Origin of the sequence: Dyadobacter sandarakinus, from assembly GCF_016894445.1 — a bacterium.
Taxonomy (GTDB): domain Bacteria; phylum Bacteroidota; class Bacteroidia; order Cytophagales; family Spirosomataceae; genus Dyadobacter; species Dyadobacter sandarakinus.
In genome coordinates this window covers 3,653,282-3,673,978 of the sequence record NZ_CP056775.1, presented here as the reverse complement: position 1 = coordinate 3,673,978, position 20,697 = coordinate 3,653,282, and the positions used below count along the sequence as shown (strand labels likewise).

The 20,697-nt window shown below is 50.9% G+C and carries 18 protein-coding genes and 1 tRNA gene; 5 read left to right on the top strand and 14 right to left on the bottom strand.

The window, feature by feature from the left end; genetic code table 11:
- Positions 1 to 89 precede the first annotated feature (89 nt).
- Positions 90 to 845 carry a molybdate ABC transporter substrate-binding protein gene (modA, locus tag HWI92_RS14825; protein ID WP_204656548.1) on the bottom strand — a complete coding sequence of 252 codons (756 nt, stop codon included), beginning with the start codon at positions 843 to 845 and terminating at the stop codon, positions 90 to 92.
- 116 nt (positions 846 to 961) lie between these two features.
- Here modA and HWI92_RS14820 point away from each other — a divergent pair, with 116 nt between their 5' ends.
- From HWI92_RS14820 to HWI92_RS14810, 3 genes are all read left to right on the top strand, one after another.
- Positions 962 to 2,119, top strand: a complete 1,158-nt coding sequence (locus tag HWI92_RS14820; RefSeq protein WP_204656546.1) for a pyridoxal phosphate-dependent aminotransferase — start codon at positions 962 to 964, stop codon at positions 2,117 to 2,119.
- Positions 2,120 to 2,137: 18 nt separating this feature from the next.
- On the top strand, positions 2,138 to 2,995 hold the full coding sequence (locus tag HWI92_RS14815; protein ID WP_204664586.1) for a prephenate dehydrogenase: 858 nt from the start codon (positions 2,138 to 2,140) through the stop codon (positions 2,993 to 2,995).
- Between the two features lie 203 nt (positions 2,996 to 3,198).
- Positions 3,199 to 3,996: a murein L,D-transpeptidase catalytic domain family protein gene (locus tag HWI92_RS14810; protein WP_204656538.1), complete on the top strand. Its 798-nt coding sequence runs from the start codon at positions 3,199 to 3,201 to the stop codon at positions 3,994 to 3,996.
- Here the strand turns inward: HWI92_RS14810 and HWI92_RS14805 are convergent.
- The 5 genes from HWI92_RS14805 to hflX all read right to left on the bottom strand — a co-directional run bounded on the left by HWI92_RS14805 (position 3,954) and on the right by hflX (position 10,308).
- Positions 3,954 to 5,150 carry a L,D-transpeptidase family protein gene (locus HWI92_RS14805; RefSeq protein ID WP_204656536.1) on the bottom strand — a complete coding sequence of 399 codons (1,197 nt, stop codon included), beginning with the start codon at positions 5,148 to 5,150 and terminating at the stop codon, positions 3,954 to 3,956. The two genes, HWI92_RS14810 and HWI92_RS14805, sit on opposite strands and share 43 nt — an antisense overlap.
- A 199-nt stretch (positions 5,151 to 5,349) precedes the next feature.
- Positions 5,350 to 8,019 (bottom strand): permease prefix domain 2-containing transporter, encoded by a 2,670-nt coding sequence (locus HWI92_RS14800; protein ID WP_229247993.1) that lies wholly within the window; start codon positions 8,017 to 8,019, stop codon positions 5,350 to 5,352.
- Between the two features lie 18 nt (positions 8,020 to 8,037).
- The gene (locus tag HWI92_RS14795; protein ID WP_204656534.1) at positions 8,038 to 8,385 is read right to left on the bottom strand and encodes a PadR family transcriptional regulator; all 348 of its coding nucleotides are present in this window, start codon (positions 8,383 to 8,385) and stop codon (positions 8,038 to 8,040) included.
- A gap of 449 nt (positions 8,386 to 8,834) precedes the next feature.
- Positions 8,835 to 8,906 (bottom strand) — tRNA-Arg (locus HWI92_RS14790).
- A 166-nt stretch (positions 8,907 to 9,072) separates the two neighbouring features.
- Positions 9,073 to 10,308 carry a GTPase HflX gene (gene hflX / locus HWI92_RS14785; RefSeq protein WP_204656532.1) on the bottom strand — a complete coding sequence of 412 codons (1,236 nt, stop codon included), beginning with the start codon at positions 10,306 to 10,308 and terminating at the stop codon, positions 9,073 to 9,075.
- A gap of 233 nt (positions 10,309 to 10,541) precedes the next feature.
- Between hflX and HWI92_RS14780 the strand changes: the two genes are divergently transcribed.
- A complete protein-coding gene (locus tag HWI92_RS14780; RefSeq protein WP_204656524.1) occupies positions 10,542 to 11,948 on the top strand; it encodes an MBL fold metallo-hydrolase in 1,407 nt (468 codons plus the stop codon).
- 98 nt (positions 11,949 to 12,046) lie between these two features.
- Here the strand turns inward: HWI92_RS14780 and HWI92_RS14775 are convergent, their stop codons facing one another.
- The 8 genes from HWI92_RS14775 to HWI92_RS14740 form a co-directional block, all read right to left on the bottom strand.
- A complete protein-coding gene (locus HWI92_RS14775; RefSeq protein WP_204656522.1) occupies positions 12,047 to 12,790 on the bottom strand; it encodes a class I SAM-dependent methyltransferase in 744 nt (247 codons plus the stop codon).
- A gap of 61 nt (positions 12,791 to 12,851) precedes the next feature.
- Complete coding sequence (locus tag HWI92_RS14770) at positions 12,852 to 13,193, bottom strand: heavy-metal-associated domain-containing protein (protein ID WP_204656520.1); 342 nt, start codon at positions 13,191 to 13,193, stop codon at positions 12,852 to 12,854.
- A 4-nt stretch (positions 13,194 to 13,197) separates the two neighbouring features.
- Positions 13,198 to 13,431 (bottom strand): heavy metal-binding domain-containing protein, encoded by a 234-nt coding sequence (locus HWI92_RS14765; protein WP_204656518.1) that lies wholly within the window; start codon positions 13,429 to 13,431, stop codon positions 13,198 to 13,200.
- Positions 13,432 to 13,461: 30 nt separating this feature from the next.
- Positions 13,462 to 14,034: a helix-turn-helix domain-containing protein gene (locus HWI92_RS14760; RefSeq protein ID WP_204656516.1), complete on the bottom strand. Its 573-nt coding sequence runs from the start codon at positions 14,032 to 14,034 to the stop codon at positions 13,462 to 13,464.
- A gap of 35 nt (positions 14,035 to 14,069) precedes the next feature.
- Complete coding sequence (locus HWI92_RS14755; RefSeq protein ID WP_204656514.1) at positions 14,070 to 16,298, bottom strand: TonB-dependent receptor; 2,229 nt, start codon at positions 16,296 to 16,298, stop codon at positions 14,070 to 14,072.
- An 85-nt stretch (positions 16,299 to 16,383) separates the two neighbouring features.
- Complete coding sequence (locus tag HWI92_RS14750; RefSeq protein WP_204656512.1) at positions 16,384 to 16,833, bottom strand: HYC_CC_PP family protein; 450 nt, start codon at positions 16,831 to 16,833, stop codon at positions 16,384 to 16,386.
- A gap of 43 nt (positions 16,834 to 16,876) precedes the next feature.
- Complete coding sequence (locus tag HWI92_RS14745; protein ID WP_204656511.1) at positions 16,877 to 17,086, bottom strand: heavy-metal-associated domain-containing protein; 210 nt, start codon at positions 17,084 to 17,086, stop codon at positions 16,877 to 16,879.
- 112 nt (positions 17,087 to 17,198) lie between these two features.
- Positions 17,199 to 19,442, bottom strand: coding sequence for a heavy metal translocating P-type ATPase (locus tag HWI92_RS14740; RefSeq protein ID WP_229247991.1), 2,244 nt, complete (start codon positions 19,440 to 19,442; stop codon positions 17,199 to 17,201).
- A gap of 146 nt (positions 19,443 to 19,588) precedes the next feature.
- Between HWI92_RS14740 and HWI92_RS14735 the strand changes: the two genes are divergently transcribed.
- On the top strand, positions 19,589 to 20,689 hold the full coding sequence (locus tag HWI92_RS14735) for a lactonase family protein (protein WP_204656509.1): 1,101 nt from the start codon (positions 19,589 to 19,591) through the stop codon (positions 20,687 to 20,689).
- The last annotated feature ends 8 nt before the right edge of the window (positions 20,690 to 20,697 follow it).

The following is a 20,697-nucleotide window of genomic DNA, read 5'->3' as shown; positions in this document are numbered from 1 at the left end:
AATGACTGAATGACTGAATATTTTTACTATAAATGACCCAATGACCTAATGACCCAATGACTAATAATCCACTGACCCACTGACTTTCCCTACCTATACCCATATTTCCTGAAAATCGCCTTCGCTTTTTCGGAATAGAGGAAGTTGTAGAATTTTTCGCTGATGGATTTTTTTGGGGAGGTGTTGGTGTGTTTCAGGAGGAGGGCGGCTTGTTGTATGGGGTGGTGGAGGGAGTCGCTGATGATGGTGTAGTTGCCTTTTTGTTTTGTTTCGGGAGCCAACACGATGGATAATGCATTGAAACCTGCTTCCACGGAGCCGGAGGTGATGTATTGTGCGGTTTGGGCGATGCTTTCTCCGTACACAAGCTTTGATTTTACTTTTTCAAAAACATTTGCGGCTTTCAATGCTTCTATGGCCGCGCGTCCGTAAGGCGCTGTTTCGGGATTTGGGATGGCTATTTTTCTGATTTTTTCGTCGGCAAGCATGGCCAATGTGAGCTCGTTTTCAGAAATGTTCTTTGACCAGAGGATGAGCGTTCCTGAGGCATATACTTTCGGTTTCTCTTCTGCACCGCCATTTTTGAAAATCTCTTCCGGGTACCTGGTGTCGGCAGACACAAACACGTCAAATGGCGCGCCTTCGCGGATCTGGCTGGTCAGCTTGCCCGACGAAGCAACCACGATGTGGATGCTGTCCGTTGATCCCTTTTCAAATTCAGCCTGAATTTCCTTCATAACATACTGCACGTTGGCGGCAGTGGCCACGATAATCTTGTCGGAAGGCTTGGAGCAGCCAGCCAGCAGGATGAATAATAGAAAGGTGAGCGGACGAAGGAACTGCATAGACGGGAAAGGGATGGTGCTTGGAAGTTACAAAACAAACATCTTTCAGGGCGCGTAAAAAGAGGCACTGCCAAATTAATCGTAAATTGCGCCCCATTTTGTAAATAACCATATAAATGATCATCGAAACTGCCCTGCGCACCCGGCAAACCTCCGAGTACTACTTCTCGGTGAAGCTGGCGGAAGTGCGCAAACTAATTGCCGAAGGGCACGATGTAATCAATCTGGGAATCGGAAACCCGGACATGATGCCTTCGGAGGAAACATTACAGGCTTTGTCACAGGCTGCATTGAAGCCCCAGGCTCATGGTTATCAGCCTTACGTGGGTACAATCGCCTTCCGGAATGCAATTGCACGTTTTTACGATCATACTTATGGTGTCAAACTGGATGCCAATACTGAAATATTGCCCCTGATCGGCTCGAAAGAAGGGATTACCCATATCTCACTTACTTTCCTCGATCCGGGGGATGAAGTACTCGTACCCGAACTGGGCTACCCGGCTTACCGGGCCGTGAGCCAGATGGTGGGCGCGGTCGTTAAAGAATATCCGCTGCGTGAGGACCACGGCTGGCAACCCGACTGGCAGGCTATGGAGTCGCTGGTGACGCCCCGTACCAAACTGTTGTGGCTCAATTATCCGCACATGCCTACCGGCGCGCCGGCCACGCTCGCCTTGTTTGAAGAAGCCGTGGCATTTGCCCGCCGTAACCGGATATTGCTGTGCCATGACAATCCGTACAGCCTTGTTCTCAACAAACAGGCTCCGCTCAGCCTGCTCTCGGTACCGGGTGCGATGGATTTGGCAATCGAGCTGAATTCCATGAGCAAGTCGCATAATATGGCGGGATGGCGCCTGGGCTGGGTGGCGGCTGCAAAGCCTTATATTACAGCTATACTTACTATTAAAAGCAATGTGGATTCGGGCATGTTCTGGGCCATGCAGGAAGCAGCTGTGGCAGCACTCGGTAACTCTGACGACTGGCACCGTGCCAGAAACGAGGTGTATCAGGGCCGGCTGGATGCTGCTCAGGCGTTTTTACAGGCATTGGGCTGTACCTGGGACAAAACACAGGAAGGCATGTTCCTCTGGGGCAAGCTGCCCGACAGCGTGGAGTCGGCGGAATCACTGGTCAACAGGCTGCTGCTGGAAAAGCACGTTTTTATTGCCCCCGGCTTTATTTTCGGGCCCAAAGGTCAACGCTACATCCGCCTCTCACTATGCATGCCGAAAGAGCGCATCTGGGAAGCCGTGGAAAGAATCAGAAGTTAGAACATCATTTGCATGGCTATGATCATCAGTGTAACAGGCATTGGATTGCTGGGCGGCTCGCTGGCGCTCAGTCTCCGTGAAAAATATCCCAATGTGCGCTTTGTGGGGGTGGATACCTCGGTTGTAAACCAGAAAATTGCCCTGGCCAAAGGTATCGTGGATGAAATTGTATCGCTGGAAGAAGCCCTGGAAATTGCGGAGCTCAACGTGCTTGCCACGCCCGTGGACGCCATTCAGAAGCTTCTGCCTATCATGCTGGACGCCATTCCGGAAGGACGCACGATCATGGACCTGGGCTCTACCAAGGAGCTGATCTGCAAAGCAGCGGATCAGCATCCGAAGCGCGGGCAGTTTGTAGCGGTACATCCGATGGCAGGTACAGAAAATTCCGGCCCGGGTGCAGCTTTCAAGGAACTGCTCGGCAATAAGAATGTGATTATTTGTGACAGGGATAAAAGCAACTCCGACTCACTGGCACTCGTGGAAACCTTCCTGAGAGATGCAGGGATGAAAATTCACTACATGAGGCCTGTTGAGCACGATCTTCACCTTGCATATGTATCTCATTTGAGCCACATCAGCTCATTTGCGCTCGGGCTGACCGTGCTGGACAAGGAACAGGACGAACAAACGATCTTCGACATGGCGAGTACCGGATTTTCTTCTACCGTCAGGTTAGCCAAAAGTTCTCCGCAAATGTGGGCGCCGATTTTTGATCAGAACAAAACCAATGTTTCAAAGGCCCTGGGTGACTATATTGAGCTGCTTAAAAAGTTTAAAGACGCTATCGATAACAAAGACCTCGATACCAGTCTTTCTTTCATGACAAGAGCAAATGAAATCGGAAGGATTCTTGCCGGGATTGAAAAGAAGTGATGTTTTTATGTATGCTAAGTTGCTTATTGCTAATTAGTTGCAAGCGTCTTGTTTGCTTTTAGGAACCAAAGCAATCAGGCAGGCTGTTTAACTTTCACTTGCAACAACAACGAATACTCTTTTTAGAAACGCCCGTTTCAGGCTCTGTTTTCTCCCGGATTTATCCATCAGTCTAAACGGATTCTTCATTTAAACGATTCGAAATGACAAAAGCTCAGGCGGTAATTGCAGCGGTTTTAGTGACGCTTAGTGTTTCCCTCGGATTCAGACAAATCAATCCATTTACAGCGCTTTCAGCTACCCAGAACCTTTCAGTCAAAGCTGACTCTGTCGTTCCCAAACCCGAGTGGGTAGCCTTGTATGACTCACTTGACCTGAAAAATCAGGGACTGTCAGAAAAAGCTTTTTTCTATGCCTGGTATGGCTTCCAGAAAATGAAGTCGACCAACCAGGTACTGGCGATTGCTGATTTCAGCCAGTCATCGCGTAACAAACGCTTGTATGTGATCGATTTGCTGAAAAAGAAAATGCTGCTTAATACTTACGTTGCGCACGGTCGCAATTCCGGCCAGGAGTTTGCAGAGCGTTTTTCAAATGATAACTCTTCTTTCCAGTCCAGTCTTGGTTTTTACAAAACATTGGGCACCTACCAGGGTAAGCACGGGTTGTCTCTTCGCCTTGAAGGACTCGAAAAAGGCATCAATGACCGCGCGTTGCAGCGAGCCATTGTTATGCACGGAGCGGATTATGTCAGCGAAGCCTTTATCAAAAATACCGGCCGCTTAGGCCGCAGCCTTGGCTGTCCCGCTGTTTCCATTGCCGATTCGCGCAAGCTCATCAGCCTGATGTGCAATGGTGCCGGATTATTTATTTTCTCCAAAGATCAGCGGTACGAAAAAGCTTCCAGCATGCTGGCAGGCCTTTCTTTCGACCATGAAGCCAAACTTGCTGCCGCGCCTCAGGCGTCGGGTGAGCCTTTGCTGTACACATCCGGAAAATAAAGCAGCTCGCCTTTTTCATTACAGTCTGCTCCCAGGTAAAAAAGGAATACCGGAATACGAACCTGCAATTTGTGCCATTTTGGTGGTACAGATACGGTGTCTGGCTCGGTCAGAAAGTCGCTGCTGAGCAGTTCTGTACCCGCCATGTAGTTCGCCAGGTCGGTAGGTCGTTGTACGCGCACACAGCCGTGGCTCCTCCAGCGCTGGTCGAGGTTGAACAGGTAGCGTGCATTGGTGTCGTGCAGGTATATCGCCAATGGATTTTTAATTTCCACTTTCAGCAGCCCCAATGAGTTATCGCCACCCGTCTCCTGCCTGAATCGGTATGGGAAACGGTCAGCTGTATACTCTTCCCAATCCACATCTTCAGGATCCACAGCCTCGCCTTTTTGATTAATCAGCTCAATGCGGTTTTTGGCAAGGTACTCGGGATCGCCCGCAGCCTTGGGAAATATCTCTTTGATCGCAATGCTTTTGGGCACATTCCAGTACGGGTGTGTTACAATACTGGTAGCATACGTATCAATAGTAGGTGTCTGCGTATCACTTTTCCCGACAACCGTGCGCATGGTCAGCACGTTTTTACCAACAGAGTCCATTGCTGTAAGGTAAGCACCGCGAATGTTGACCATGACAAAACGGGGAGCGCCTTTGGCCTGGCGGTGAATCCAGCGATAGGCATTCAGCGCATCAGCCACGTAGGCAGCACTGTCTTTCTGGCTGGCTTTGGTCAGGCGGGCGTAATGTTTTTTCAGGTTTGTATAAACAGGAAAAGCAGGTTCCAGTTTTTCAAGCACCCCACTGGCAGCTTCGTCATTGTATAACATTTCCGCAGCATGACGGATAACCGACGTATCCGCTTTTACGACCTTCTGGATATAGCGGAGCCTGGGCTTGTGCCCAAAGCCAATTTCTTCCAATAATGCAAAAACATGGGCCGGATCACCCGTCTGATTAAACTTTGAAATATCGATCCCGGCTTCGGAAGATAGTTTCAGTAATTCTTTATAACTATCCTTTCCGACAATCCCCTCGGCTAATTCCTGGTTGTTCAGTTCTTCCGCTTTTTTATTGCAGGATTGAAGGAGAGCAAGGGTTAAAATGGGTATTAAAAAAAGGTATTTGGAGCGGCCGCGGCCAGACAAGATTCGCATTGAACATTCATTTTAGTACTGAATGCATAGAGACAATTGCTGTGCTAGGCAGTCCTGACTTTTTCGGGATAGTACAAGTATTTGATTGTTAATGTTTTGAATAAAAAGGTGTGTTCAGGCTGCATGGTTGTGAGTACAGGCGGTGGGGAATTTCGGTGTCAATATTTTGCAGCAAAACTCCCCTCAAAGGCCGCAGGTTTCATTCATTCCGCAAGCTTTTAACCGGATTACTCAAAGCAGTGCGGGCAGCTTGTACGCCCACGGTAAGGACGGTAATGAATAATGCGCCGGCACCTGTCACTGCAAAGATCCACCAGTGGAGCTGCGTGCGATAGGGATACCGTTCAAGCCAGTTTTGTAAAGTATACCATCCTACCGGTGTAGCCAGCAGGATCGCAAATACGACCAGCCGCACGAAGTCTTTGGTCAGTAACGTAACGATCCCCGTTACCGAAGCACCCAGTACCTTGCGGATGCTCATTTCCTTGGAGCGTTGCTCACCTGCCTGCACAACCAGACCGAAAATGCCTAATGCAGACAAGAACATGGTAAGTCCGCTGAAAAACAGGAAAAGCTGCCGTAGTCGTCCTTCGGCTTCGTATTGTTTGCTGAGGAGCTCTTCCACCGGGTTTATCGTGAGCATTTTGGCCGGGTAAAATTTTTTCCAGAGACTTCTGATTGCGCGAGTCGTTTGCTTTTCTGTGCCGGGAGTGATCCGTATGAACATACCGCCATATTGTACATCCCGGTGCCCGACAATGATCGTGGGCTTGATCGGCTCATACAGCGACTCATTATTAAAGTCGTCGATCATTCCCACAGGTACCGTTTTAGCAGACGGGATCATTCTGTTCAGTGTTTTAATATTCAGGATACGGGCTGCGGAACGGGTGATCAGGGAACTTTGGCGGGTTGCAGCTTGCTCAAATGCGCCGAAGTCGGCGCGCTGCATAGAGTCCGCATTGATTGCGTCGGCACCAAAACCGGGGCTCAGCAGCCGGCCGCCGGAAAGGCGCAGACCCAGCGTTTCAGCCAGGTCCAGGTCGCCGGCAATAAACCATACCCTGATCCTGCTTTTGGTATCAGCCGGGTCATCCACCTCTTTGGACATGTAGCCGCCGCCATCCGTAGGCCGCCAGAGCGAAATACTCGCACGCTGCGCACCGGCAATCCGGAGCAGCTCACTTTTAAAAGCAGCCCCTTTACCGTCCCAGGATACCTGATCGATGCTGAGCAGGTTTTTCTTATCATATCCTAAATCCTTATGCTCCATGAGGCTGAGCTGCCGCCAAACCACGATCGTTGCCAGCAGTACCACAATGGAAATGGAAAACTGCATGACTACCAGGCCTTTTCTTAGCGTGTTTAATCCGAAAGTATGGCTGAGCAGGCCGCGCAAAGTGTGGGAAGGTTTGAAACCCGAAATCAGCCAGGCAGGATAAATGCCCGTGAACAATGCCGTGATCAGCACCAGGAGCACAGCCCATGCAGCGAGGTGGGTGTGCGTAGTGAATGTTTGTACCAGATGATGACCCAGAAAGCCCTCCACTTCCTGCAAAGAAAAGAAGTACGCGATCATGGCGATTGCTACTGCAACTGCAAAAATGGTCAGCGTTTCGGCCAGTGATTGCATGATCAGCTGCATACGCGAGCCGCTCAGGATCTTGCGCACACTTGCTTCCTTGATTCTCGTGAAAGCGCGTGCAGTACTGAGGTTTACAAAATTGACGCACGCAATAAAAAGCAGCAAGGCCGCTACTCCCATGAAAATGTAAATGCTGTTCGCATCAGCCCTGACAGACTGCCCTTCGGCAAAATCAGAATGCAGGTAAACGTCTTTGACCGGCTGGAACTCAAACCCGGAAAGGTCATTTCCTTTCATGAAACCGGTATACCATTTGTTTACTTTCCGGGCAAGGCTGGCTGCATTGGTCCGGGGGTGAAGCAGGATATAGTTGCGCTCAAACGACATATAGCCCGTATTGCTCAGCACCTGCGGTTTGGTCTGGTTCAAATGGATCGCGTCCGTACGCAGGTGACTATTGTAGGGCAGGTCTTCAATCAGCGCTGTGACCTGGTAGGCATTCGCTTTGTCGCCGTACTTGGGTATTTGCCACAAGGTCCGGCCAATGGCATCCTGACCGGGAAACAGTTTTCCGGCAACTGAGCGGGTTAGTGCAAGATTATTACCATCCGTGCGCAGGCTGCCTGCCACCACCTTAATGCCGAGCATTCCTACAATGCCCGAGTCAGCAGAAAGTACGTGCGTGGTATGCCCGGCCGGATCATCGGGATGTACTTTAAAATAATAATCATATCCGTTCACGGAAGACCAGGAAACTACTTCCGGAAATAATTTCTGCATTTCCGCCGGCAGTGCGGCAGGTGACGATGTGGAGCGTTCGAGCAGTCCTTCGCCCATTTTCCGGACATGAATCACCCTGTAAATATCATCGGCATGCGTCCATTGCCGGTCATACGACAGGCTGTCGATCACCACCGTTGCCACGATCATACACGCCCAGAGTCCAAGTGCGAGCCCGGTAAGGTGAATGAGGGTGTATCCACGGTTTTTGATCAGCACCCGTCGTCCGATCCGAAAGTAGTTGCGCAGCATCCGGAAATGGTAGGCCGGGGCAAAGCCTGCGCTCTGGCGACGGACAATGCACCAGCGGACTAACCCCAGCGTTTCCCGGGCAAACAGCAGGCGTGCTTTCGGCCCACCATACTTGCTGACATACACCGTAAACCGTTCATGCATGTCGCCGATCAGCTCTTCGCGCAGGTGAGGAGCACAAATGGCGGTGGCCAGGCGGACGAGCCAGTTGGGCGGGTGTGGTTGCCGGGGCAGGTTTTGATTTTTCATCATAAAACGAAAAGGTAGAGGTTAGGAAAAGCGCAATTCTGTATCAGTGAGTGCACTGGCGTCAATGCGGTTCCAGAAATGGTCACGAACGGTCCTGACATCCTGAAGAACTTTGAGGCCGTAGGGGGTTACTGTAAATATTCGCTTTCGCCTGCCGCCACGTTCGGCAGTGGGCTCACCCATGGATGACCGCAGGTAACCTTTCTGTTCCATACGTTGCAAGGCAGCATGCACCGCCCCGATGCTGACCGCATGTCCGGTTTGCTTTTCCAGCTCTTCGGCTATGGGTACCGAGTAAGCGAGCGGGCTCATCGCCGCCACAGCCAGCAGTACAATTTCTTCAAACTCACCCAGATCGCTTCGTCTCATCAGGTTCAGATTTATTATATCTATTTCCGTATATCAAATACTTTGCCTGAGACAAAATGGGCTATTACGTTCAATCTGGCTGCATTTGTAAGTAAAACAACGTTCAAAACCGAACACTGTCCGGCCAGTGTTTAGGCCGGGGTCGCGTTCGACAACTCCTGTTCTATCCGTTGAACCAGGCTGCATATGAAAAAAAGGCCAGACATACATCTGACCTCTCAGTGACCGCGACGGGAATCGAAGTTGTACGCAACCCCGGCCATATCTAGTGTTTAGGCCGGGGTCGCGTCCGACAACTCCTGTTCTATCCGTTGAGCCAGGCTGCATATGAAAAAAGGCCAGACATACATCTGACCTCTCAGTGACCGCGACGGGAATCGAAGTTGTACGCAACCCCGGCCATATCTGGTGTTTATGAAAAAAGGCCAGACATACATCTGACCTTTCAGTGACCGCGACGGGAATCGAACCCATATCTAGAGTTTAGGAAACTCCTATTCTATCCGTTGAACTACGCAGTCAATAATTCATTAGAAATTGCGACCGCGTCGGGAATCAAGTCGGACGCGACTCTGCCCATATCCGGAGTTTAGGAAACTCCTATGGGGCGGCGATCCGCTCTATCCGTTGAACTACGCAGTCCAATTGGGCTGCAAAGCTGGCAAAAAATCAGGCGAAATACAAAAATTACTCCTCTGATTTTACGGCCGTGTAGCCCAGATCCAGCCAGTTCGGATAAATTGAGAAGTGTTTTTCCTTCACCAGTGAAAAGAGTACATTTTTGAGCTCGTCCATGTTTTCTTTCTTTTCAGCTGATATAAAGACCACATGCTCGGCCTTGTCGGCTACGTAGCTATTTTTAAGCTGCTCCAAGATATCATCGGGAGTGGCTGCGGGTTCCTCCTCCGTTTCTTCGTTATTAAAAGCAGGTTTGTACAAGTCTATCTTGTTGAACACAAGTATGGTAGGCTTGTCGGCAGCACCAATTTCCACCAGCGTTTTATTGACAATATCCACATGCTCTTCAAACGAAGCATGCGCAATATCGACTACATGCAGCAGTATATCAGCCTCGCGCACCTCATCCAAAGTCGATTTGAATGACTCAATCAGCGTAGTAGGCAGCTTGCGGATAAATCCAACCGTATCTGTAAGAAGAAAGGGGATATTTTCCATATTCACCTTCCGCACCGTAGAGTCAACCGTGGCAAAAAGCTTGTTCTCGGCAAATACATCGGCTTTGGAGAGTCCGCGCATAAGGGTAGACTTGCCTACATTGGTATAACCCACCAGGGCCACCCGCACAAGGCGGTCGCGTTCCTTGCGGCGCGTCATACTCTGGCGGTCCACCTTGTCGAGCTTTTCTTTCAGGAATGCAATGCGGTCTTTTACAATCCGGCGGTCAGTTTCGAGCTCAGTTTCACCGGGACCACGCATACCCACCCCGATACCCGATTGCCGGCTTAAGTGCGTCCACATGCGCGTCAGCCGAGGATAAAGATATTGGTATTGGGCAAGCTCAACCTGTAATTTGGCCTGAGCCGTCTGGGCGCGCATTGCAAAAATATCGAGGATCAGCAAGCTCCTGTCTATCACTTTTATTTCCTTGAAAACAGCTTCCAGGTTTCTGACCTGCGAAGGCGTCAGATCGTCGTCATAAATGATCATATCCACCGGGTTGGCCGTCACAAACGTGACGATCTCATCCAGCTTGCCTTTGCCGGTGTAGGTGCGTATATCTGCTCTTTCCAGGTTCTGAGTAAATGTTCTTACCGTTTCCACCCCCAGCGTTGTTGCCAGAAAAGCGAGTTCGTCAAGGTACTCACGTGTTTTTTCGGCAGACTGCTTTTGTGTACTCACCGCAACAAGCACGGCAGTTTCCACTTTGGCAGCAGTAGAGTGTAATTTCTTTTTATCAATCATGCATTCAAATTTTGGTGTATGGGCGGCACATTGAGCAACAATCATGCCGCCGCTTCTCAAAAGAAGTAGAAAGTCAACGGATTAACAGACCCAAAAGTTCAAAAAGCAAAGCGGCATAGGCATACGGTAGTGGTTATATGCGATGAGTTGCTTCTCTGCGGGAGGTTTGCGATTTTAGTACAAGAACTAAAACCCGGTTTATCGCCTTATTGATTAGAACCATTTTAACAAAGATGAAAATAGAACAGCTATATACCGGTTGCCTGGCTCAGGGAGCCTATTTTATTGTTTCCAACAATGAAGCGGCCGTCATTGATCCCCTGCGTGAAGTAAGTACTTACATGGCCAAGGCAGAGAAGATCGGGGCAAAGATCCGGTATGTATTTGAAACCCATTTTCATGCTGACTTCGTGTCGGGGCACCTCGACCTGGCAGCCAAAACCGGTGCGAAGATCGTCTATGGTCCTGGTGCAAAAACGGCTTTTGAAGCCTACAATGCCGTAGACGGAGAGGAATTCAGCCTCGGAAATGTATCCATCCGCGCATTGCATACGCCGGGCCACACTCTGGAATCCACCAGCTACCTGCTGCTTGATGAAGCCCGGAAGCCCGTAGCACTTTTCAGCGGGGACACCCTGTTTATCGGCGATGTGGGCCGCCCTGATCTTGCGCAGCAAGGCGACCTGGATAGGGAGGACCTTGCCGGAATCCTGTTTGACAGCCTTCGTACCAAAATTATGACCCTGCCTGATGACGTGATCGTGTATCCCGCGCATGGGGCAGGATCGGCCTGCGGGAAGAATATGAGCAAGGAAACCTCCGATACATTGGGCAACCAGAAGCTGTTCAACTATGCGCTCCGGGCAGATATGAGCTGGGAGAAGTTTGTCCGCGAGGTAACTGCCGGTCTGGCGGAGCCGCCGCAGTATTTTCCTGAAAATGTAAAAATGAATCGCGACGGGTATGAAAGCATTGACGAAGTGCTGGAACGTGCCGATGAAGCACTCTCACCGCAAGCATTCGAGGCCAGGGCCACCCAAACCGGTGCACTGGTGCTGGATACCCGCAAGACCGCTGACTTTACGAAAGGTTTTATCCCGAACAGCATTAACATTGGGATTGACGGCAGTTTTGCACCCTGGGTAGGTGCATTGATACCTGACCTGAAACAAAATATACTGCTGGTAACCGAGCCTGGAAGGGAGCAGGAGGTAGCCACGCGGCTCGCCAGGGTAGGATACGATCATGCGATCGGGTACCTGGATCGCGGATATGCCTCCTGGCCGGAAAGCGGCATGGAGGCCGATGCAATTGAGTCGGTATCGCCGCAGGAGTTTGCGCAGCGTTTTGCGGAAGGACAATTGGAAATCATCGATGTAAGAAAGCCCGGCGAATACGAAGCAGGCCACATTGAGGGAGCTAAAAACCTGCCGCTGGATTATATCAATGATTTGATGCCTGAATTTTCCCGGGACAAAATGCTCTATGTGCATTGTGCGGGCGGGTACCGCTCCATGATCGCCGCGTCGATCCTCAAATCACGTGGTTTTGAGCAGGTAGTGAACGTGGAAGGAGGCTACGCCGAAGTTGCAAAAACCAGCGTACCAGTGGTACAGGAATCAGATCAGCAGGCACATTGATAGGTAAAAGCCGAAATTATTTCATGATTCCGCACTCAGGAGCTGGCTTCATTTCACATGTACGGCGTGATTGACTCTGGCCGCGTCGCCGGCATTGATCAGCGCTTGCGGGCAAGCAGGTACAGGTGTTCGTCGCCCAGCTGAAAAGGGTCTGCTTCAATGTTGGCAAAAGTACCGGTCACCTCGAAGCCCGCATTTTCCAGCATAAAACACAACTCCGCCAGGGTATAAATGTGCTGGTGCACGGTGTGGGTCACTTTTTCTTTACCCGAAATAAATGTTTGCTCCGACTCAATGTAACCCTCCAGGGGCTGGTACACATTCTCTGCCAGATAAATGATATCATCTTGTACGGGCATCCAGTTGCGGCCCTGAAAGTTCGGCAGAATGCTTTCGGCCAGGTTCTCGGTATGCAGGGAAAACATACCGCCGCTTTTTAATGCACGACTGATATTCTCCAAAAACCGCTGTAAGTCGGGCCGTGGAAAAAAGCTGAAGCTGTTGCCAAAACAGTAAGCAGCATCAAATGTATTTTCCGGGTAAACATGCGACAGCACATCCGCGCATACCACCGTCACAGGCAACTTTTTGCGGCCTGCCGCAGCGGTAAGTTCCTCACAATATTCCTCCGAAATGTCGATACACGTAAGCTGAGCCCCACTAGCAGCCAGTGGCAGGGCATGCCGGCCATATCCCGCCAGCACGTCCAGTACCTGGTCACCTGGCTTTATTTCAAGGACATCCTGAAGGAAGTCCACTTCAAATTCCGTATGCTCATCGTCCTGGTGAAGCTTCCAGGCGCGCTGAGGGAGTCCCTTAAAATAGGAATGATACCAGGCCACAGTTGTAATGTTTAGATGCGGCAAAGCTAAACAAAAGCATTTACAAGGCAGTTTTTCAAGATCAATGCGCAGCGGCAGTCTTGCGGCAGCACTCCGGCAGCTTATCGTGGGCCTTCTGGCTGGCTGGCTGCTCATCGGCGTCGTAGCCGGTGTTGCGGATGGTTGCCTTGATGGCTTCCGGGGTGGTTTTGTCCGGATTGTACTTCACGGTCACCACTTTGTTGTTCAGGTCCAGGGTGGATTCCTTCACGCCTTTGGACAGGCCCAGGTTACGCTCTATCCGCGCCTTGCACATTTCGCATATGGCCGAAGTTTTGATCTTTACTTCTTTGGTACCGTCTGCAAACGTGAACTGCACGGTCAGCAGCATGGCTGTGAGAGTCAATAGGATGGTCTTTTTCATTGTCTTAATGATTATGTTGGGTTGAATCTGTATCGTTCAGGGCTACTTCCTGCAAGTCCATTTTACAGATGGGGCACTTGCCGGCCTGTGCATAGGTTTTTTCGCCCTCGCAATGCATGGGGCATGCATAGGTTTTGGCTGCTGTATTTTCCACTTCCGTCACTGTTTCTGTTTCCTCTTGTTTCGTGTTACAGCCCGCAGCAAACAGGATAAGGCAGGCAAGCAGTAATTTGTTCATTTTCATCGAAGGTTTATAGATGTAACATATTCAGCTTCCTACCTGGTCGAGGGCTTTGCGGAGGCTAGGATGGTTTTTGCGGAATTCGCCGGGCGTCATGCCCGTCACCTTTTTAAACTGGTTGCTCAGGTGCGCCGAGCTGCTGTACGAAAGCCGCCACGCCATCTCAGACAGGGTAAGCTCGTTGTAGGTCAGCCATTCTTTTACTTTTTCCACTTTCTGGGCAATGATGTACTGCTCAATGGTCTGCCCGGTTTCGGATGAAAACAGGCTGCTCAGGTAGGAGTACTCATATCCCGTTTTTTCAGACAGGTAATCGGAAAAGTTCATCGCCGCGGGCTTGCTGCCTTTCAGGTTCTGCACTTCTTCTATCACCAGCGTTTTTATATGTTCTACCAGGGCCAGCCGGCGGTCGTCCAGCAATTCAAAACCGTTTTTCAGGAGTACTTCCCTCACGGTTGTAAGCTGCTCCGGCCCTACTTCGTCCACCGTCTCAACACTTCCCAGCCCTACATGCTGCAATGTGATGCCCAATGCTTCCAGCTCGTCACGGACGACCTTCTTGCACCGGTCACAAACCATATTTTTGATATCTAATTTCATCGTCGGGTTGTTCTTAAAGCATGTACCAGGAATGCTTAGCGTACAATCTTATAACGTATTCCGGCGTAAATCATTCGGCCTGTCACCGGGCCCCATGCCATACCTGCATCAAAATGGTCTCCAAAAGGCTCATTTGCACCCATTATAGGATTTTTCTGGCGAAAGTCAGTGAGGTTTTCTCCGCCCAGGTATATATCCCATTTAGGAAAAGTACGCGTAACCTGCGCATTCAGATTGTAGAAAGAAGGCGAGTAGGTCAGTCCGGCATTTTCGGGCAGGTGCTGCTCGTGGACGGGCTCCATATAGGGTAGTCGGCGTTTTCCATTCCATTGCACAGTGGCATCAAACTTCCATTTATCATAGGGGAGCGCATACCCGGCATTGAACAGGATACGGTCGCGGCTCACCATCGTACGCGGCAGGAGCACATTCTCGCCGTAAAGGTTTTGAATGTTTTGTTTTACGTCAAAAAGGCGGTAGGCCAGTTTAAGATCAAACCGCTTTACAGGCGTCAGGTTAGCCTCAGCCTGGAAACTGTTGGCAAAAGCTTTTCCTTCCAGGTTTGAAAAGCGGATGTAGCGGGGATCTTCAAAATTGGCAACCAGCTGGTTTTCAAAATAAGTCCTGTAAAAATCGACTACAAAACTGCCCCGCATGCTACCCAGCTGATACTCCTGGGTAAGGCTTGCGCCCATATTCCAGGATATTTCGGGCCGCAGGCTTTCGGTAAAAACAACACGCCGCGCACTCACCAGGTTGCCGTAGTACTCTGCCAGCGGATTGGCCACCCGGAAGCCGCGGCCTACGGATGCCCGCAGGGTTGTTTCACCGGTCAGGTTATATTTCAGATGCAGGCGCGGAGTCCATTGGGTACCATACAGGTTATGCAGGTCAACCCTTCCGCCCGCTACCAGCACAAACTTGTCGAGCTGGTTGTAGGTATATTCAACAAATGCACCCGGGACCGACTCATTCCTCCTCCGCAGACTTTGTGCATACTGCTCATCGTAGTTGTCGAGCAGGTAGCTCAGTCCCGTTTTAAAAGTATGGTTCGTATTGCCGATGATCGACTGGTAGATCAGATTTCCATACAGCGTTTTCTGACGGCCATTGTAAACGGTTTGCCCGAAAAAGGATCTGGAATCGTACAATGAGGCATTGACGATCAGCCCGAGTCCCTTGTAGGGCTTGTCAGGAAAGAGGCGCGCCAGCTTGGAAAAGAATTCGTACTGGCCCACTCTGGCTCCGAAACCATACACCTGGTCTGAGCCTTTCATGTTGCGGGTAAATTGTTGCTGCCCGCCAAGCCGGTCTTCGTACAAAGCCTTCACACCAAACTGTGCCATAAACCTCTCACCCTGGTATTTCCAGCGGTTCAGCCCGTTGAACTGTGTGTACAGCGGAAGGTCAAGAAAACCGTCATGATTTTTGTCAAACCGGTTACGGAGCGTACTTGAATGTGTCAGCAGCCCTGTACTCCATTTTTTGCTGAGCTGGTGCGCCAGGTTGAGGTTCACCTCAGCCCGCCCGAAACTGTTGACGTAGGTATTGAGCAGCAGCTTTTCCCGGATGTCCGGTTTTTGCAGCTCCACGTTGATCTGCCCGGTCATGGACTCGTACCCGTTTACCACCGAGCCGGCACCCTTGCCGATGTCGATAGACTGGATCCACGTGCCCGGCACGAAGTTAAGTCCGAAGGTAGATGCCAACCCGCGGATCGAAGGAATGTTTTCGACGTTTGTCTGGATATAGGTCCCGCTGAGCCCAAGCATCTGGATCTGCCGGGCACCTGTCACGGCATCGCTGTACGAAACCGAAACGGATGCATTGGTTTCAAAACTTTCAGAGAGATTGCAGCAGGCAGCTTTGGCCAGTGTGCGGGTCGTGATCACTTCGGTTTGGTGCGGCGACAGCCGGTCGATGGACGACGCCTGCTCACGAACGGTTACTTCATGAAGTGTTTGCTCATTACGCAGGATGATCTGCAGTTCACTTTCGCCGCCGATCTGGATCGTATCGTTTGTATATCCCACAAAGCTCACCACCAGCCGCTGCGACTGTGCGCTGCGTGGGATGCTGAAATGTCCTGAGGTGTCGGTGGCAGCGGTGAGGCCGGTACCGAGCCAGTACACATTGGCTCCCGGCAGGGGAGCTGGCTTGGTGGCACCCGCAGGCTGCTCGTATACATGTCCGCTGAGCCGCTGGGCTGCCGCAGGCAGTACCAGCAGTAGGATGGCTGCGGAAAGCAGAATTCTGATTGTCATGATCTTGAAACTTTGATAAAAGAAAATTACCCGGCATACCACTGCCAAAGGCAGCGAATGCACGTCATTCAGCTTTAATCAAGGTTCAGATAAGAAATGACTGGATATGAGCGAGCATACTTCGCCCGTGAAAAAGTGAAGAAAACGATTGATCCGGTTTTGCAGGCCTGTCCGGCGGCAGTATTCTTTCTGCATTCAGAAACAGGAAGGAAACCGATGTCCACACAGTGCCGTGTGCCAGCGCCTTGAACGATTTCGCAAGCATTTGCGAAAACGAGGCTACTTTGAGATTTTCAAACCGCTGGGTTTCCTTGCAGCAGTCTGTCTTTTTAAAAAAAGTACCCTTTCCTTCCCTGGCTGCCTTCGCACGGGCGCAGCAGGATGACCCTTCTTTTTTGTTTTTCTGTTGTGCCACAAGCTGCACCGAGGTCCCGCGCACCAGGCATTGGTGCTCCACGAAAGCAAACCCCGTACTGCTCAGCAGTACGAGCACGGCCATCGTTACGGTCAGAAATCGGTGCAGTTTGTTTTTCATTGTATTACCGGCATGGCCGGATCTTATTTCAAAGATAACCCAATCAATTAAGTTCCTGAGCCGTATACCCGGCTTTTTTCAGAATACCGGTCACCTCGGCAGCTGAATGCGTGGTTTCTACCTGTAATACCCGGTCCGGACTTTTCAGGTCTACCACCCAATTTTTTATGGCTTCATCCTGGTTGAGAAAAGGGGAGATGGTGTCCACGCAGCCCCCGCATTTGATATTGGTCTTGAATTTAAGTGTTTCCATTGTTCAGCCGGGCTGTCTGCCCATTGTTTTATCTTTTACAAATATCGCTTCCACTAGCCTGCGGTGCATTACATAATTCCCGGAATGTTTTACAGAGTTTTGGTAAAATCATTTACAGACGCGCACTTTTCAGGCGCAGACTGTTCATGACAACCGATACCGAACTCAGCGCCATGGCAGCTCCCGCAATCATGGGATCGAGCAGGAAACCATTCACCGGGTACAAAATACCTGCCGCGACCGGAATGCCGATGATGTTGTAAATAAATGCCCAGAACAGGTTTTGCCGGATGGTCTTCACTGTGCGGGACGAAAGTTTCAGTGCCTTGGGCAAGGCCAGAAGGTCAGAGGTGATGAGGGTCATTTTGGCTACGTCCATGGCAATATCCGACCCGCGGCCCATCGCCACGCTTACGTCTGCCTGCGCCAGTGCCTGGGAATCATTAATCCCGTCGCCCACCATTGCTACGGTCTTACCCTCGTGCTGTAATTTTTTAACAAACGCCATTTTATCCGCAGGTTTTACGTGCGCCTCAAAAGACTCAATGCCGGTCTGCCCGGCCACGGTACGTGCGGTTTCCAGGTTATCACCGGTGAGCATGTACACTTCAATACCCTGCCTCTTGAGCCTGGCCACCGCTTCCCGGGAAGTTGGTTTGAGCTGGTCGGCAATCGCGATTATACCAATGTGCTGCCCGTTTGCTGCAATGTGAACCACTGTTTTGGCCGCACTCTGCAGGTGTGCCGCATGGTCTTTCAGTTCCTGGTTCCAAAGTACATTTTCCTGTTCAAGAAAAACGGCTGTTCCAACCAGGTAGTCCTTTCCTGCGACGCGCCCGCGTATTCCCATCCCCGTCACCGAGCTGAACGTTTCAATCGTGGCCGGATCAGAAGATCCGGTATGGGCGATAATTGCCTGAGCGAGGGGATGCTCGGACCGGCTTTCGAGTGCTTGTACTGCCGCTGTGTGGAAGAGTGTATTTTCAAGATTTTTTTTCCAGATCCACTCACTTACCGTGGGTTTGCCCTCGGTGAGGGTTCCGGTTTTGTCAAGCACTACGGCATTCACTTTATAGGCTTTTTCAAGACTTTCGGCATCACGGATCAGGATGTTGTTTTCGGCCCCTTTTCCCATGCCCACCATCATAGCCGTAGGAGTAGCCAGGCCAAGTGCACAGGGGCAGGCAATCACCAGTACCGACACGGCGGCGAGCAATGCGTGGGTGAGTGCGTTTTCGCCTCCCAAAACAAGCCAGGCCAGGAAAGTTGCCAATGCAATGCCAATCACCACCGGCACAAACACGCCCGCAACCCGGTCTACCAGCTGCTGCACCGGCGCCTTACTGCCCTGCGCGGCCTGGACAGTTTTGATGATCTGACCCAGTACCGTGTTTTTGCCAACCTTTTCAGCAATAAATGTAAAGCTCCCCTGCTGGTTAATGGTGCCGGCATATACGGCATCCCCGGCCTTTTTTTTCGCAGGCAACGGCTCACCGGTCATGAGGCTTTCGTCCACGTAGGAGCTGCCGCTCACCGCTTTTCCATCAACCGGGATCTTTTCTCCCGGGCGGATCACCACTTCCATTCCGGCTTTTACTTCCCGGACCGGCAGCTCGGTTTCAAAGCCGTCCTGTACAATACGCACGGTTTTTACTTGGAGCCCCATGAGTTTCCGGAGGGCTCCAGAGGTGTTGCTCTTGGCGCGTTCTTCCAGCGTTTTTCCAAGAAGAACAAAGAAAACGATGATTGCAGCGGCTTCAAAATACACATGCGGCATAAGTCCGCGTGCATGCCAGAACTCCGGAAAAAACGTGTTGAAGGTACTGAAACCAAAGGCTACACCTGTGCTGAGTGCTACCAGCGTATCCATGTTGGCTTTCCGGTGTGTGGCCTGTTTCCATGCGTTGATAAAAAAGTTCCGGCCGAAGACAAAGAGTACCGGGGCTGTCAGCACGAGCATGATATAGTTGGCAAAGGGAAGGGGAGTATCCGCGTGAGCAGAGAAAAACATTCCGATCACCATCACCGGCACGGAAAGGACGCCGGCGCGGATGGTGTTGCTGGTAAGCGCGCGAAGGTGTTCCGCCTGCATTTTTTCCTGCCCGGCGAGCGCATCTTCTTCGTCGTCCTCTATAATCAGCCCATACCCAACGTTCTGCAGTACTTCATCCAGTTTTTCGGGCGAGGTAATGTGCGGATCGTAGGCCAGGGACACGGTCTGGCTAGCGAAGTTGACAGCCGCATTTTCCACACCTTCAACCTGTTTCAGGGTCGACTCCACGCTGGCAGCACAGGCAGCACACGACATGCCTGTAACCGGAAGATTTGCTTGTTGTGTATCGGCAAGGATGTTCATGATTTCCAATTTTTTACAATACAAAAATACAGGTACACGCCGGTGGAGCTGTTACACAATTATGGCTGTACTATGCAGGATTTTTTGCTGAGGGTAAAATCAGCTCCGTTTTTGACTTTTACAGGCAAACCGAACAGTCCAGCTATATGATCAAGACAATTTCTGCCGCGCTTTTGCTCCTGCTGAATGCATTTTCAGCTTTCGCATTTCAGGATAAGGTTGCATTTTATGTCGGGTCGCAGGATAAGGATCCGCAGGCTTCCATTACCCTCGCCGAGCTGGACCTGTCCACCGGCGGCATCACGGTCGTGGATACTTTCAGTCATGGAGCCGGCCCGGGCTACCTGGCCATCTCGCCCAACCGGAAGAACCTGTATGCAGTGTCAAGTGAAAACAAGCTGATGTCTTTTTCCATTGGTACTGATAAAAAGCTCACTTTCCTGAACAGCCAGTCTTCGGAAGGTGAAAATCCGTGCCATGTAGCGGTACATCCGTCCGGGAAAATGGTGCTTGCCTCCAACTATACAGGTGGCAGCTTTACGGCATATCCGGTAGAGGCGGGCGGGAAGCTGGGCGCGCCAATTTACAAAGAACAATACTCGGGTACCGGGCCCAACACCAGGCGTCAGGAAAAGTCGCATGCGCATTTTTCTGCGGCTACGCCCGACGGCCGGTTTGTGTTTGTGACGGACCTGGGCGGCGATAAGATCATGAATTATGCAGCGGATGCTAAATCCGGCAAGCTGATGCCCAATCCGGCACAGCCTTTTTTTATGGCAAAACCCGGCTCGGGGCCGAGGCATTTTGTCCTGAGTGCATCGGGAAAGGAGTTGTACCTGCTCAATGAACTTGAAGCTACCCTCACCACCTGCTCAGTGGACAAAAATGGCGTGATCAAAGCATTAAACACTTACCCGACTATCCCGGCAGATTTTTCGGGTACCAATACCAGTGCAGCCGTGCATTTGCACCCGAACGGAAAGTTTGTGTACGTGTCCAACCGTGGTCATAACTCCATCAGTGCATTCAGGATCAAAGGCGGCGGTGTGCTTGAGAAGACAGACGAGCAGACGCAGAACATTTCAACGCCCCGGGACTTTAATATTGACCCCAGCGGTAAATGGATGATCGTGGGAAATCAGACGGGCGATAACCTGGTAGTGTATGCGGTAGACCCGCAAACGGGCAAGCTGACATTCAAACAGGAAGGTGTGAAGGTCAAGCTGCCGATCTGCATTGTTTTTTAAAAGCAAAC

Coding starts and splice junctions, on each gene's coding strand:
- modA (WP_204656548.1), bottom strand. CDS start 845: ATGCAGTTCCTTCGTCCGCTCACCTTTCTATTATTCATCCTGCTGGCT.
- HWI92_RS14750 (WP_204656512.1), bottom strand. CDS start 16,833: ATGAAAAACAAACTGCACCGATTTCTGACCGTAACGATGGCCGTGCTC.
- HWI92_RS14820 (WP_204656546.1), top strand. CDS start 962: ATGATCATCGAAACTGCCCTGCGCACCCGGCAAACCTCCGAGTACTAC.
- HWI92_RS14740 (WP_229247991.1), bottom strand. CDS start 19,442: ATGAACATCCTTGCCGATACACAACAAGCAAATCTTCCGGTTACAGGC.
- HWI92_RS14760 (WP_204656516.1), bottom strand. CDS start 14,034: ATGAAATTAGATATCAAAAATATGGTTTGTGACCGGTGCAAGAAGGTC.
- HWI92_RS14745 (WP_204656511.1), bottom strand. CDS start 17,086: ATGGAAACACTTAAATTCAAGACCAATATCAAATGCGGGGGCTGCGTG.
- HWI92_RS14800 (WP_229247993.1), bottom strand. CDS start 8,019: ATGATGAAAAATCAAAACCTGCCCCGGCAACCACACCCGCCCAACTGG.
- HWI92_RS14770 (WP_204656520.1), bottom strand. CDS start 13,193: ATGAAAAAGACCATCCTATTGACTCTCACAGCCATGCTGCTGACCGTG.
- HWI92_RS14735 (WP_204656509.1), top strand. CDS start 19,589: ATGATCAAGACAATTTCTGCCGCGCTTTTGCTCCTGCTGAATGCATTT.
- HWI92_RS14805 (WP_204656536.1), bottom strand. CDS start 5,150: ATGCGAATCTTGTCTGGCCGCGGCCGCTCCAAATACCTTTTTTTAATA.
- hflX (WP_204656532.1), bottom strand. CDS start 10,308: ATGATTGATAAAAAGAAATTACACTCTACTGCTGCCAAAGTGGAAACT.
- HWI92_RS14765 (WP_204656518.1), bottom strand. CDS start 13,431: ATGAACAAATTACTGCTTGCCTGCCTTATCCTGTTTGCTGCGGGCTGT.
- HWI92_RS14755 (WP_204656514.1), bottom strand. CDS start 16,298: ATGACAATCAGAATTCTGCTTTCCGCAGCCATCCTACTGCTGGTACTG.
- HWI92_RS14815 (WP_204664586.1), top strand. CDS start 2,138: ATGATCATCAGTGTAACAGGCATTGGATTGCTGGGCGGCTCGCTGGCG.
- HWI92_RS14780 (WP_204656524.1), top strand. CDS start 10,542: ATGAAAATAGAACAGCTATATACCGGTTGCCTGGCTCAGGGAGCCTAT.
- HWI92_RS14795 (WP_204656534.1), bottom strand. CDS start 8,385: ATGAGACGAAGCGATCTGGGTGAGTTTGAAGAAATTGTACTGCTGGCT.
- HWI92_RS14810 (WP_204656538.1), top strand. CDS start 3,199: ATGACAAAAGCTCAGGCGGTAATTGCAGCGGTTTTAGTGACGCTTAGT.